The 13,803-nt window shown below is 55.7% G+C and carries 15 protein-coding genes; 6 read left to right on the top strand and 9 right to left on the bottom strand.

Annotation, left to right across the window (positions count from 1 at the left end; translation table 11 throughout):
• Positions 1 to 188: 188 nt before the first annotated feature.
• The 3 genes from N1030_RS02705 (at position 189) to N1030_RS02695 (ending at position 2,541) form a co-directional block, all read left to right on the top strand.
• Positions 189 to 659: a CvpA family protein gene (locus N1030_RS02705; protein WP_265827503.1), complete on the top strand. Its 471-nt coding sequence runs from the start codon at positions 189 to 191 to the stop codon at positions 657 to 659.
• A gap of 75 nt (positions 660 to 734) precedes the next feature.
• A complete protein-coding gene (gene mazG, locus N1030_RS02700; protein ID WP_265827502.1) occupies positions 735 to 1,529 on the top strand; it encodes a nucleoside triphosphate pyrophosphohydrolase in 795 nt (264 codons plus the stop codon).
• Position 1,530: 1 nt separating this feature from the next.
• Positions 1,531 to 2,541, top strand: coding sequence for a hypothetical protein (locus N1030_RS02695; RefSeq protein ID WP_265827501.1), 1,011 nt, complete (start codon positions 1,531 to 1,533; stop codon positions 2,539 to 2,541).
• A gap of 153 nt (positions 2,542 to 2,694) precedes the next feature.
• On the opposite strand, the gene N1030_RS02690 is transcribed toward N1030_RS02695, so the two are convergent.
• Entirely contained in the window at positions 2,695 to 2,898 is a 204-nt protein-coding gene (locus N1030_RS02690) for a hypothetical protein (protein WP_265827499.1), read from the bottom strand.
• Positions 2,899 to 3,147: 249 nt separating this feature from the next.
• Between N1030_RS02690 and N1030_RS02685 the strand changes: the two genes are divergently transcribed.
• Together N1030_RS02685 and N1030_RS02680 are read left to right on the top strand one after the other, a co-directional pair.
• Complete coding sequence (locus N1030_RS02685) at positions 3,148 to 3,330, top strand: hypothetical protein (RefSeq protein WP_265827498.1); 183 nt, start codon at positions 3,148 to 3,150, stop codon at positions 3,328 to 3,330.
• Between the two features lie 21 nt (positions 3,331 to 3,351).
• Positions 3,352 to 4,539, top strand: coding sequence for an AI-2E family transporter (locus tag N1030_RS02680; protein WP_265827497.1), 1,188 nt, complete (start codon positions 3,352 to 3,354; stop codon positions 4,537 to 4,539).
• Between the two features lie 209 nt (positions 4,540 to 4,748).
• On the opposite strand, the gene N1030_RS02675 is transcribed toward N1030_RS02680, so the two are convergent.
• The 6 genes from N1030_RS02675 to N1030_RS02650 form a co-directional block, all read right to left on the bottom strand.
• Complete coding sequence (locus tag N1030_RS02675) at positions 4,749 to 5,132, bottom strand: hypothetical protein (protein WP_265827495.1); 384 nt, start codon at positions 5,130 to 5,132, stop codon at positions 4,749 to 4,751.
• A gap of 2 nt (positions 5,133 to 5,134) precedes the next feature.
• Positions 5,135 to 5,989, bottom strand: coding sequence for a universal stress protein (locus N1030_RS02670; protein WP_265827494.1), 855 nt, complete (start codon positions 5,987 to 5,989; stop codon positions 5,135 to 5,137).
• A gap of 39 nt (positions 5,990 to 6,028) precedes the next feature.
• A complete protein-coding gene (locus tag N1030_RS02665; protein ID WP_265827492.1) occupies positions 6,029 to 7,099 on the bottom strand; it encodes a sulfite exporter TauE/SafE family protein in 1,071 nt (356 codons plus the stop codon).
• Positions 7,100 to 7,127: 28 nt separating this feature from the next.
• The gene (locus tag N1030_RS02660; RefSeq protein ID WP_265827491.1) at positions 7,128 to 7,439 is read right to left on the bottom strand and encodes a hypothetical protein; all 312 of its coding nucleotides are present in this window, start codon (positions 7,437 to 7,439) and stop codon (positions 7,128 to 7,130) included.
• Positions 7,440 to 7,486: 47 nt separating this feature from the next.
• Positions 7,487 to 7,657: a hypothetical protein gene (locus N1030_RS02655; protein ID WP_265827489.1), complete on the bottom strand. Its 171-nt coding sequence runs from the start codon at positions 7,655 to 7,657 to the stop codon at positions 7,487 to 7,489.
• 75 nt (positions 7,658 to 7,732) lie between these two features.
• On the bottom strand, positions 7,733 to 8,215 hold the full coding sequence (locus N1030_RS02650; RefSeq protein ID WP_265827488.1) for a hypothetical protein: 483 nt from the start codon (positions 8,213 to 8,215) through the stop codon (positions 7,733 to 7,735).
• Positions 8,216 to 8,539: 324 nt separating this feature from the next.
• On the opposite strand from N1030_RS02650, the gene N1030_RS02645 reads away from it, so the two are divergent.
• Complete coding sequence (locus tag N1030_RS02645; RefSeq protein ID WP_265827487.1) at positions 8,540 to 10,570, top strand: S16 family serine protease; 2,031 nt, start codon at positions 8,540 to 8,542, stop codon at positions 10,568 to 10,570.
• Between the two features lie 202 nt (positions 10,571 to 10,772).
• Here N1030_RS02645 and N1030_RS02640 read toward each other — a convergent pair whose 3' ends face one another.
• Positions 10,773 to 12,140: a sigma-54-dependent transcriptional regulator gene (locus tag N1030_RS02640; RefSeq protein WP_265827486.1), complete on the bottom strand. Its 1,368-nt coding sequence runs from the start codon at positions 12,138 to 12,140 to the stop codon at positions 10,773 to 10,775.
• On the bottom strand, positions 12,137 to 13,576 hold the full coding sequence (locus N1030_RS02635; RefSeq protein ID WP_265827485.1) for a sensor histidine kinase: 1,440 nt from the start codon (positions 13,574 to 13,576) through the stop codon (positions 12,137 to 12,139). The genes N1030_RS02640 and N1030_RS02635 overlap by 4 nt, the downstream gene beginning before the upstream one ends.
• Positions 13,577 to 13,803: the final 227 nt, after the last annotated feature.

The following is a 13,803-nucleotide window of genomic DNA, read 5'->3' as shown; positions in this document are numbered from 1 at the left end:
TCGGCTTGGCAATCCGCTTCTTTCCTTTGAAAAGTGCCTGCACCAACCTCTTTCGCTTCCCCTGAGAAGTCACTTTTGCTATGCATGTGCAGCCACACGACTCAGGCCCGGTTTCGCTACGTATCAAGCCATTGTTCGCCTGACGTGGCAACCAGTTACGAAGAAACAAATTTTCGGATGCTACGCACATGAATTCACTCGACATAGTATTTATTGTCATTGTCGGTTTCTTCCTCATCAGAGGCCTGTTCAGAGGACTGGTCACAGAGCTGGGAGCCATTTTCGGCGTTGTGGGCGGCTTTCTGCTGGCCAACCGCTACTACCCCGAGGCGGAACCTTATGTAAGCAAGATCATTTCCGACAGTTCATGGGTGGGCATAGCCTCCTATGCAGGGGTTTTTCTGGGCGTAATTCTGATTACCTCCCTGCTGGCTGCAGTAATCCACACCATCATAGATTCCTCTCCCGCCGCATGGCTCGACCATCTGGCCGGCCTGCTGCTGGGCGGCCTGAAGGGCGTGCTCATCAGCTGCGTGCTGCTCGCATGCATCACCTATTTCCTGCCCAAGGCAGAATTCGTCACCAATTCCAAAGCAGTTCCCTACCTGCAGCAAGCAACAACCTTCCTGCAGCAGTACATACCTGAAAAAACGTTTTAACAGCCGGATTGTTTCCGACACAACACCCCACGCATCAGGTATATACGACATGATGCGCCAACAGGATACATTTTCATGACCAGCCCCATTTCCGAAGCGACCATTGCCCTGAAAGACGTCATCGAAAAACTGCTCGGTCCGGACGGATGCCCGTGGGACAAAGAACAGACGCCCGAATCCCTCTGCGACTACCTGCTGGAAGAAACCTTTGAACTCGTGGACGCCATCCGCAGCGGCAAGAACGTGGATGTGCGTGAAGAGCTTGGCGACGTCATGTTCCTCGTTCTCTTCATCAGCCGACTTTACGAATGCAAGGGCTTTACCCTTGCTGACTCCATGCAGGAAAACGCAGCCAAGATGATCCGCCGCCACCCCCACGTGTTCAGCGACTCCAGCGTGGAGAACATCGCAGAAGTCTGGGCAAACTGGGAACGCATCAAGCGCAGCGAAAAAAAGGACGGCGCAGAAGACAAGCCCAAGGGCACCTTCGACAGCCTGCCCAAGGGACTGCCGCCGCTGCTCAAGGCCTATCGCCTGAACTCCAAGTCCGCCCGCATCGGCTTTACCTGGCCCGATGACGCCGCCGTTGAAAAGCAGCTTGAATCCGAGTGGCAGGAATTCAACGAAGCCTGCGCCACGGATGACAAGGAAGCGCAGGAACGCGAATTCGGCGATGTGCTCTTCACCATGGTCGAACTCGGACGCCGCAAGGGCCTCAAGGCCAACGCCGCCCTGAACAGCACCAACATCAAGTTTCTTGCACGGTTTGAACGCATGGAAGCACTGGCCCGCGAGCGCGGCAAGGTCTTTGCCGACCTTTCCTTCTCCGAAATGGACGCGCTGTGGAACGAGGTGAAGCAAGGGGCATAGCATGCCGCACGCAGCAACACAGGACATCACACACGCCATCAGCCTGTGGCTGAAGACAGGCCGCAGCCTGTCGGACGATGTCCGTCGCTATGCGGACACCGTGCTCGGCGACCACGACGAAGCAACCCTGCGAGACGCTCTTTCTCCGGACCATCCGGATTTCGAGACTTTTGCCGAGTTTCTGCTCTTTCCTGACGAGCCCTTGTTGCGTGCGCTGGATGCCATTCTGCATCCCCATGAACATGCCGGTACAAAGGAATCTTCTCCCGGAGAAGACTCCTCACCGTTCTCGAACACCGACATGTTACAACTGACAGACCATCTGGAAGGCGCGGCCCTGCCGTGCCTTCTTCATTTGGCTCACGGCCGGTCAATAGAATTCGTCCCCCCGCCCCATGTATGGCGGGACACGGTCCGCAGACTGCATCTCGACTGTAGCATTCCCGCCCCCATACGACATCGCATTGCACGGCTTCAGCCCCAACCGCTGGCCACATTCACCAGATGCCGTCTCAAAGCCAGCCGCCTGCGCCTTGAGGGCCCCATTGAAGCATTGACGGCCCGCTTTCTTGATCAATACCCTTGCGGCGATCCGGCCTATCCGGAAGCATTGGTATTCTGGCTGCATTTTCTCTCATCCCTTCCGGCTGACACGCAGTTCCCCGTTGCAGACGAGACAAACCAGGCTGACTATGTGCTTCGGGAACAAAACCCGTGGCACCACCTGCACAAGCGTCACCAACGCCTGAAGAAGGCACTGCGCCAGTCACAGGAGTTCACGGAACGGATGCAGCGCTATTCCATGGACCTGATCATGATGCAGGGTGCACAAGCGCCCTTTATCCATGAAGACGCAGCACGCAAGGAGATCCAGATCATGGAACGGATAAGCCTTGCCGTCTTCGGCAAAGCCGCCGGTTTCGGCGATGACATGCGGGAAACGGATTACGGCACGGTTGATCCTGCCGACATGACAGACGTAATGCGCACCCTCTCGCTGCTTGATAAATAGCCTCGCCGAGCCGTTTCTCGTCCGCCACACAGGCGCCACACAGGATTCGAGCCTCCCTGAACAGCACCAGACGGATAAACCGGACTCCGAAAGCCAAAAAAACAAAGCGGAGCCTTGGGCTCCGCTTTCGACAGTGCGATGAAATCCGGCAGGTTAAACCATAAGGTTCAGATTCTCACCCAACCCCTGGATGGCAGCACCAGTCTGGGTCTGGCTGGCACCGTTCCCGTGCTGCTCGCGTTGTGCAAGTCTGTTCTGATCCTGCTGGTTCATACGAGGCTCAGCCTGAGCCATGCGCTGCATCTCCAACACGTTGGCGGCACCTTCGGCACCACCTTTCAGGGCATCAATTTCCATGTTCTCCCCTCCTGTCCAGAGATTCCAATTGTCCTATTCAACACAACAGATCGGCACGATTTCAAAAGCCTTTAGGGGCAGATGGCTTTTTTCTTCAATGGATGCCACCAAACGCAAAATCAGATGCAAAGCCGTTCCGTTTAGCATAGTATTCCGATAAGCAAGGCAATCTCATGGACCATGCCAGCGCGCGAAAAGAAAGTGACCGACCACGCGGCCCCCTCGGATCAAAGCAGAAAGGAGGCGGAAATGTTGTTGCCCGAAAAAGAAGCCCGTTTTAAAACGTGCCCGTTACTGAAAACGTCCGATGACAAGATGAAGTTCTGTCTCGGCGAAGACTGCATGATGTGGCGATTCAAGAACCCTCAACGCAAAGACGAGACCGACCCCGGTTACTGCGGCCTTGCCGGCAAACCTGCCGGTGCCATGTAGCAGGTCGGGCACACCTTACACATGACCGAACAAACGACCTCCCCTGCTGAAAACACTTGCGAACAACAAGCGCAGGAAGCAACGAGCCCTCTTGCGCAGTTCTCGCGCACCTTTTCGCGTCAGGGGCTCTACGGCTATTTTCTCATCATTCTGGTGCTGCTTTCCCTGTATCTCATGTACGGCATCATCCGGCCTTTCATGCATACGGGAATCATCGCCATAGTCATTGCCGCCTGTTTTTCGCCCCTCTACAACCGCATTCTGCAACGCATGGGTAACAGGGAACTGCTTGCCTCGGGAGCCGTGATCGGCATACTTGTGGTCTGCTTTGCCCTGCCGGTAACGGTATTCCTGTCCGGCCTCATCCCGCAGGCCATAGACAGCATCCGCGCCGTAAACGACTGGCTCAGGATTACGGATTTCGACCAGCTCACCCAGCAGAGCGGCATTCTGCCCGCCATTCAATGGCTGCAGCAGAAGTTGCCCTTCATTGATCCCCTGGAACTGGACATCAAGCACAACATCACGCTGTTCTCCAAGTCGGCAGGACAAACCGTGATCTCGTTTGCCACCAGCGCCCTTGGCGATACGGTGACCTTCTTTTTCCACTTCCTGCTCATGCTGCTGATCATCTTCTTCCTGCTCAAAGACGGAAAGAAGATGCTGGCTGCGGTCAAATATCTCTGCCCGATGCGTGAGGAACAGGAAGACAACATCATCAACACGCTGCGTCAGGTTTCCCGCTCCGTTCTGGTAGGAGGCCTGCTTGTTGCTGTGCTGCAGGGCATCGTAGGCGGTTTCGGTCTGGCCATGGTGGGCATTCCCGCCCTTTTCTGGGGCACGGTCATGGGCTTCTGCTCGCTCATTCCCGTAGTGGGTACCGGTCTGGTCTGGATTCCCGCCTGTCTCTACCTGCTCATCGTGGGTGAATGGCAAAGCTCCATCTTTCTGCTGTTGTGGTGCGCACTGCCTGTTGCCGCCATAGACAGCTTCCTGCGCCCCTACTTCATGAAGGACAGCGCGCGGGTTTCGGTGTTCTTCATTTTCATGTCCATTCTGGGCGGTATCAAGGCATTCGGCATTCTGGGCATTCTGTATGGCCCGCTCATTCTGAGCTTCACCATGGTCATGCTCACCATATACGGCGAAGAATTCGCCGACGTGCTCGGAGAAAAGCCCCCCGCCCCCGCCAAAAAACAGGGCAAGTAACCTGATAACGAACAGGCCGGAGAGCAAACGCTGTCCGGCCTTTTTTACGATCACACATCGGCGCTCAGCTTATGGTAGCTGTCCGCCTCTCCCCCGCTTTATGCAAAATGAAAAGCCCTTCTGCTGAATGAAGGGCTTTCCGTGTCGCCTGCGGGGGAGGTCAATACCCCGCAGACACTGCAAGTGACGCAGTATGTGTAGGAATTTCTTTAAAATATCTTTCCGAAGATGAAGTCGAGAACAAACCAGCTGGCCGTGAGCAGCACGCCAAGGAACACCATGCGCCAGAGGATGTTGCGCGCCTTGTCCAGATAGACGGTCACCACGTCCTCGCCGACCATGCTCTTCACTGTATAGTGCTGTTTACCGCCTTCGGCCTTCAGCACGTGCACCACAGCCCCATCGCTCAATTCAGGCTCGTCCCAGTCCACGGTTTCCGCAGGAATCTCCTTGCCGGAATCCGCGTCAAGATAACGGTATATCACAACCGGCTGGGCATCTTCCTGTTCTGCAACAGCGGCTTCATTCGCTGCCTCGCCAAGAAGAACTTGCGGTGCTTGAGTCTCAGTCGCTTCCTGTTTCGCGGCAACCATGGCTACTCCTTCACGATCAGCACCGGACAGGTGCTCAGGGAAATCAACCGTCTTGCCACGCCGCCCAACAACACATGGGACAAGCTGCCCCTGCCGCTGGCTCCCGCCACAAGCAGCCCCGCCTTGCAGGCAGCTGCCTCCTCGACAAGAGTCTTGTACGAGGGATTGCCGTGGCGGATGACGGTTTCCACATGCTTCACGTCCGCCCTGCGGGCATATTCCACTGCAGGATTGATGGCAGAACGGGCCTTGCGGTGCAGAGCCTCTTCCAGCTCAGGGGCAAGGCTGAAGGCCTCCATGTCCATTTCGTAGGTCATGCCGATGCACAACCCGGCTCCATACCGTGCCGCAAGCGCGCTGGCCTGACGAGCCGCAAGATCGGCTCCTTCCGTGCCGTCATAGGCAAGAAAAATCCGCTCAAGCCCCAGTTGCTTGTCACCGGAGATGACCAGTACGTCCGCATCGCTCTGCCTGATCACGTCGTCAGCAACTGAGCCGATGGGCATTGAATCCAGTAAAAATCGTGCGCGCTTGCCGATGACGATAAGGTCCGCCCGAATCTCTTCGGCCGTGCGCAGAATCTCCTCCGGCGGCTCGCCGGTGCGGAGATGGGCCTTGGCCCGCACATTGCGGGCCAAGGCCATTTTGATGGCGGAATCGAGACAGGTCTGGTAATGGCCGTGCATTTCAGTCAGCACGCGGGAGTTGCCAAGAAGCCTCAGGTCTCCCTGATAGCCGGGAATGACGGTCACGACGTCGACAGCAGCGTTTTCCGAACGGGCCAGAACCAGTGCCTGTTCCAGCACGTTGGTTGCCGACTCCGTACCGTCGAATGCGACGAGCACCTTCTTGTACATAAGCTCCTCCCTTCCATCCTGTCCGGGTTCAACGCTCGTTTAGGCGTGGCTTGCAGCCCCTTCCATCTCCAACTGGCGTTCAGCGCGGCGGCCCAGAATCATGGCCTTCAGGATGATGAATGCGCCCACGAGCAGAGCAAAACACATGAGGCCAAAGCTGACCTTGCTCATGATGTCGATGAAACCGGCATCCCAGCCGATGACTTCAAGCTGCTTCAGGTACTTGGGAATGGCGAGACCGCGGCTGACAGCAACGATCAGCATGATGGTGGCCATAACGAACTTGATGGCATAGTCCTTCACGTAGGTGGTGCCGATGGCGCCGAGCTGCACGCCGAACAGAGAGCCGGCGAGAATGATCAGCGTGAGGCGGATATCCACCATACCGTAGAAGGCCCATACCATGGTACCGCCCAGACCCATGACGAACGCCACGACCAGTTCGGTGGCGGAAGCCATGAGGCTGGAAAGACCGATGATGTAGATCATGCCGGGAACACCCGCAAAACCGCCCACCGCAATGGTGGCTGCCAGCAGACCGGCGGCAAGGCCGACCGGAGCGGTAAACCAGAAGGAAATGCGGATCTTGCTGGCCTTGAAGGTCATCATGGGCCACAGCTCAATGGACTGCAGACGCTTGGCGAGCATGGTGACCTTTTCTTCACCACCGGAACGCTTGGTCTGGATGGCATCCTTCAGAACGAAGCTGCCCACCGTCACCAGAACGAACACAAAGGCAAAGGAAACATACAGGTTGGAGCCTGCCTGGCCCCACTGTTCCAGAATGAACTTCTGAATCTGAATACCAAGCTGGACGCCGATTTCAGCGGATACGCCGATGATCAGCCCCATCTTGATGTCAACCTGACCATACTTGTAGCGCTTGATGGCGCCCACGAGGGCCTTGGGGAACTTGTGGCACATGTTGCTGGCAACGGCCACAGGACCGGGAACGCCAAGGCTCATCATGCCGGGGGTAAGAACGAATGCGCCGCCTGAACCGATGAAGCCGCTGACGAGACCGCCAACGAAACCGACGAAGAACAGGAACAGGACGCCGACCAGCGTGAGGTCAACGAAGCGCAGGTTTTCTGCTAACAAATCGTGCATGTGAAATCTCCTGTCAATTTCTGTCGGGTTAAGCGGTTACAGTCGCACGGTTGCGGGAATCGGTACGCTTTGCAGCGCCGGCCTTTTCGGTTGCACGTCCGGCTTTGGCGGAAGCCTCAATACCAAGGGCAGTCCACACATTGCCCGTGAAATTGCCGTGAACGTACGAGAACAGAAATACCGTGGCGATAGGCAGTGCGGTGTAAAGTCCGCCCTTGGCAAACAGATGCACCATGGTATCAGCGAAGCTGAATACGGCGGCATACAGTGCGACACTCAGTGCGCCAAAGATAATGGCCTGCCCTTTCGCCTTCTTTCTTCTTTCCTGAACAGTGGTCATCACAACTCCTCCTTGCTTTGCTCCGTCTACAAGTGCTGGAAACCTGGCTATTGGGCGCGCAGGCGGGCTCTCTTGTCTGCCTGCTTCTTGGGCTGGGTCTTCACCCGCTCTTCATTTGCCGTCTTGCCACTGGCAATGAAGATGGCCGTTTCAAAGTCGCCCTTTTCAGCAAAGGCAACAGCCGCGAACACGTTTTCCAATGTTTTGAACAGACTCATGACGCCCTCCTTTTGTTAAAGCGTATGAATATTGCTCCATTCACCTGCAGATTCGTTTAACAATCAAAATCTGCATTATTTGAAGAAGAAGTATGGAATATTGAGCCGCAACCGTGCAGCATTACGCTCGCTGCATCCAAGTATGACAAATTCAATCTTCTTAACTTCCCTGCAAATCGAGTTGACTGCATCATAAAAATCGTTTGAGACAACAACATGCTGAACACTTTGCTTCAGATCATGCATCTTAAGAGCTTCAACTTCTCTTTCAAACGCATCATTAAACGACTTGTTAACAGCATCTATGTAGCTTTGCGAAAGATTCTCAGCCTTCTTTCTGGTTGCCACATATGAGAACAGCATGTCGCACTTCACACGATCTGCAATGCCGATGGCATATTCAATGAGCCGCCTATTATCAGGCTCTCCCTCATAGGCTATGAGGATCTTCTTTGAAGTCTTTTCCGTATGCATAATATCCAGCGCAGAGTCCCAATCACCTGCTTCTGCAAAGGCTACAGCCGTTGCTATTTTTTCAAGCGCTTTCATTATCTTCATGGAACTGACCTGCTCATGGTTTGAACCGCTTCCGGCTTGCTTCTGACCACTAGAAAGCATATGGCGTGCCACTCTCGCAAATCACTGTTATTAATGAGTATTCTAGTAAAACCCATGCTCCACAAACACAAAAAGCGATGCAAAAGGCATCGCCATGGCATTCATGCGCTGCAAATTGCAGCACAAGGTCATTCTTTGTGAAATTACGGCCTGATATGCGCTGCAATTTGCAGCAGCAAGAAAACGTGGCACGAGATGGCACGCGGTGCTATCTTTGGTTGCATCTATTCGCAGCGCATTACTTTTTTCAAAAGGACGGCAAGCATGGGATTGTTCACCAGAAGCGAACCCAAACCATCGGCACCGGCACCAGAACCTAGCCAGCACACGGAACTGCGAAGCGCCGTTGAAGCGACACGACTACCGGAGAATGTACGGAGGGTTGCGCAGAGCGAGATCGAAAAACTGGAACGGATGGATCCTTCCGTTGCGGAATACGGCCTTGGCATCAACTATGTGGAATTTCTGCTTTCCCTGCCCTGGCTCACGTCTTCACAGGACAACCTGAATCTTGCTCATGCAGAGGAAGTGCTTGATCAGGAGCACTTCGGCCTTTCGCTCGTAAAACAGCGGGTGCTGGAATACCTTGCCTCCAACATCACCTGCCACCTTCGCCGCAGCACGGTTCTGGTGGTGGATGACGAAGACATCTCCCGCGACAACATGGCCTACTCCGTAGGCAAACTGTCATGCGACGTGCTTACTGCCTCCAACGGTCAGGAAGCCCTTGATATTCTGGCAAAGACGCATGTGGATTGCATCGTCACAGACCTGAAGATGCAGAAGGTGGACGGACTCGGACTGCTTGAACGCGTTCGGGCGGAATGGCCGGACACCCAGCTCATAATCGTTACCGGCTACGCCACAGTGGATAACGCGGTGGACGCCCTGCGCAAGGGAGCCGCTCACTACCTGCCCAAGCCTCTCAATCTGGACATCCTGCGCGATACCGTAAGCGACATTCTGGACCGAAAGACGCAGGCATGCTCTGTTTCCGGTCCCATTCTGTGCTTTACGGGCCCTCCCGGCACGGGAAAGACGTCCATTGGCAGATCTGTTGCCAATGCGCTGCAGCGCAAGTTCATCCGCCTTTCCCTAGCGGGGATGCGGGACGAAGCCGAACTGCGCGGCCACAGGCGGACGTATGTAGGCGCAATGGCCGGACGCATCATCAGCGAACTGAACAAATGCGGTGTGAACAACCCCGTGTTCATGCTGGACGAGATAGACAAGATAGGACAGGACTTCCGGGGCGATCCGGCCTCCGTACTGCTTGAGATCCTCGATCCCGAACAGAACAGGCACTTCCTCGACTATTATCTGGACATTCCCTTCGACCTGTCGCGGGTCATGTTCATCACCACGGCGAACATGCTGGAGAACCTGCCCGGCCCACTCCGCGACCGCATGGAGACCATTCCCTTCTCCTGCTACACGCTTGGCGAGAAACGCCACATCGGTCTTGAGTATCTTGCCCCACGTCAGGTCCGTGCCACCGGCTACGCCCCTGAGGACATCACCTTCACTCCGGAAGCCATGAATACGTTGCTGACGGAGTATACCCGCGGTGCAGGCCTGCGAAGCCTGAACAGGGAAATCGGCGGGGTATGCCGCAAGCTGAACCTGCAGATTCTGCAGAAAGAACGGCAGGTCCCCCTGACAGTGCAGAAGAAAGACATCCACGCACTGCTCGGCCACCCCAAATTTTCGCTGGAAGCCGCTACGGCAAAACCCATCGCGGGCGTAACCACCGGCCTTGTCTGGAGCGAATCCGGTGGCCACATCATCTTTATTGAAACGGCGCGCATGAAAGGCAGCGGCAAGCTCATCATGACCGGTTCGCTGGGAGAAATCCTCAAGGAATCCGCCCAGACTGCTCTCAGCTACCTGCGCAGCAACGCTGCCCTGTTCGGCATAGACGAAGGGTTCTTTGAAAGCTCCGACATACACGTGCACATCCCTGCCGGTGCCATCTCCAAAGACGGTCCCTCCGCAGGCATGACCATCTGCATGGCGCTCATTTCACTACTGACGGGCAGACCGGCACGCCGCGACGTGGCCCTTACCGGTGAGTTCACCCTGAGCGGCCGAGTGCTGCCTGTAAGCGGACTGCGTGAAAAGGTACTCGCGGCGCAGCAGGCCGGCGTACGACTGGCGATCCTTCCTGAACGCAACAGGGCGGAGATGATGGCCATGGACGAAGAGGTCCGCAACGCCGTAGAACTGCTGTTCGTCAGCAATATCGAGATGGCCGTGGAGGCCGTGCTGCTGCCGAAGCCGGAACCCAAGGCCTAGCACAACATAACCCCGCACTCTGTTTTGTCTGAAGCACGAACCATCTTTTCCGTTGCGAGTGCACAGACTGCGGACATTCCTCCTTCCCCACGAAAAAACAGAAAGGGCCGTGTGACAGTGAGTCACACGGCCCTGAACTATTTCCGCATATCGGCATTAGGTTGGACTGCAAAACCATCACAGCCTTAATCCACTCTCTCCCTTATTCGTCCAGCCCGAAACGCTTGAGCTTTCGCCAGAGCGAACCGCGATTCAGCCCCAGCAACTCGGCAGCACGCGTCTTGTTGCCTTGCGTCTGCTCCAGCACCCATACAAGGTAACGCCGCTCGTTCTCGTCCAGCGTAACAATACCGTCGAATTCAAAGGCTGCACCCGCGCAGGGACGTGTCAGATGCTGTTCATCCCGCATGTCGTGAGGCAGATGCGCAACGCCGATGGTATCGCCGTTGCAAAGCACAACAGCCCGCTCCATCAGATTCTCCAGTTCGCGCACATTGCCGGGAAAAGGGTAATGCATGAGAATGCGCAGGGCTTCGTCATCTATCTCAGTAATATTCTTGCCGAACGCTGAGGCAAAACGGTTGGCAAAAAAGCTGGCCAGCAGCACCACGTCTTCCTTGCGTTCCGCAAGCGGAGGCACACGCAACGTAATGACGTTCAGACGGTAGTACAGGTCCTGCCGGAAAGTCCCCTCTTCCACCATAAGCTTGAGGTCACGGTTGGTGGCAGCAACAATGCGCACGTCCACAGGAATATCGGTGGTGCCGCCCACCCTCAGCAGAGTGCGGGTCTCCAGCACACGCAGCAGGTTCGCCTGCATGCTGAGCGGCATATCGCCCACTTCATCAAGAAAGAAGGTACCCTTGTCCGCAGATTCTATCAGCCCCTTCTTGATGGTCTGCGCTCCGGTAAAGGCAGCCTTCTCATGGCCGAAGAGTTCGTTGGCGAGCAATTCTTCCGTGAACGAGGCACAGTTGACTGCAAGAAACCGGTTGGCGCTGCGCTGGCTTCCCGCATGCAGGGAACGGGCGACCAACTCCTTGCCGGTGCCTGTTTCACCCAGAATAAGCACGGTGCAATCCACCGGCGCAACCTGTTCAATATTCTCTTTAAGGGCCCGTATTGCAGGACTGTGGCCAATGATGACAGGTGCATCAGACGCCTTGAGCTGTCTGCGGAGAGAGTCCACCTCCTGACGCAACCGGCGCTTTTCCAGCGCCTTCTCCGCCATGACGCACACCTCGTCCAAGCGAATAGGCTTGGCAAGGTACTGATACGCTCCCTTGCGCATGGCTTCCACGGCAGTTTCAATGGAGGCATAACCGGTGATGATGATCACTTCGGTGTCAGGTGCCGTGCCCTTTACATGCTCCAGCAACTGCATGCCATCCATATCCGGCATTCGCAGATCGGATATGACAAGATCAAATTCTCCGCCCGCAAGAGCCTGCATGGCTTTGCGGCCATTCTCCACCGCGACGACTTCAGCCCCCTTGCGGGTCAGTACGTGGGAAAGGTTTTCACGGGCGATCATCTCGTCTTCCGCAATCAGGATGCGCGAGTGGTTCATTGCTCGCCCCCGTCCGCACTGGCAGAAGGCAACGGCAGATCGATCATGAAGCGTGTGCCCACCCCCTCCTGACTCTCAGCCCGAATCCTGCCCTTGAACTCTTCGATGATGCCGTACGCCACGGAAAGCCCGAGCCCCGTGCCCTTACCCACTTCCTTACGGGTAAAGAAGGGGTCAAAGATATGCGGCAGGTCATTTTCATTGATGCCCTTGCCCGTATCCTCCACGATCAACGTGACCATGTTTTCCGGCGCATCATTGCCCAGATAGAGGGATATCTCTCCCGGCAGGGTTTCAATGGCCTGAATGGCGTTCAGAACAAGATTGAGAAGCACCTCGCCCATGCGCTGGGGGTCCAGTTCCAGACGGATGTCCTCCGGCACATTCACCGTCACCGTAACGCCGGGCGGAACCTGTGAAGAGACCAGTTGAACGGCCTTGTCCACCACGCCCTTCAGGGGGACCAGCTTGATGGACAGCTCCGTATGCCGCGCAAACTCCAGCAAGCCTCGCACAATATCGCGGGCCCGGGCCGTTTCGGTCTCAATGTTGCCCAGCATCTTCATCCCGAAAGGATCAACACTGTCCTTCACAACGTCCCGCAGAATCTGTGCAGATGTGGAAATATTGTTGAGAGGGTTGTTCACCTGATGGGCAATACCCGCACTCAGCGTGCCGATTGACGAAAGCTTCTGCGCCTGCACGAGTTGGTCCTGACGCTTCTCAAGCTCCTGCACCATGCGGTTGAACGCCTCCTGCACCTGCCGGATTTCGTCGTTGGCCTTACGCACCTCTAAAGGCTGGAAGTTGCCGCGGGCTATCTGCATGGTGGTCAATTCGATGATCTTGAGGGGCTTGAGAACCCGCGTACTCACAATATAGAAAATGATGAGGAACAGTATGGAAACACCCATGATGGAGAATACCAACTGGCTTCTCAGGTGTTTGTTGATCTTGAGAATATTGCTGCGCTCCAGCTTGGATATCTCCACGGCCAGATCAACAAGATCCTTGCCGATGTCTCGCAGCTTGTCGATTTCCGTATCCAGATTCTTACCGCCGGAACTGGCCACCTCATACATGCGGACCATGCGGGCGCGGTACTGCTCTATCCTGTCACGCAGCTCCCCAATCATTGCCTCAACGTGGGCATCAAGGCTGAAGGCGTCCAGATGTTGCAGCATCTCCAGCGTGGCATCCACTTCACGGATGGCAAGGTCGTAGCTGCTCTTCTCGCCATACAGCAAAAAGTTCTTTTCCTGTCTGCGGAACTCGAGAATGAAGTTCTCCATATCGTCGATGAATTCGACCGAATACGTCTTCTTTTCGATAAGCAGCAGGTTGGAATACGACACGACCGTCAGCACCCCAAGACAGATGGACGGTATGAGGAAACCGAGGATGATCTTTTGCCTGATGTTCAGTCTTGGAATCACCGGACGCTCCGTTGCTTGACAACATGTTGAAATGACATGGACTGACTGAGCATGCTACTCCCTCGAACCGCTTTGTACAAGTCCCCCTGTCCTGAGCACCTCACCCTGCGCCCCACTGCGGAAAGCACTATGCTCTCCACCTTATAGCATTGCACGCGAGTCCTCCCTCTTCCGCCCCAAATGAAAAGGCCGGACAGCAACAGCTGTCCGGCCTCGTTTCATAGCGG

It is taken from the genome of Desulfovibrio mangrovi (genome assembly GCF_026230175.1).
Lineage (GTDB): Bacteria > Desulfobacterota > Desulfovibrionia > Desulfovibrionales > Desulfovibrionaceae > Halodesulfovibrio > Halodesulfovibrio mangrovi.
Note: the sequence above shows the minus strand (reverse complement) of the source record. Positions and strands in the feature narration are given on the sequence as shown.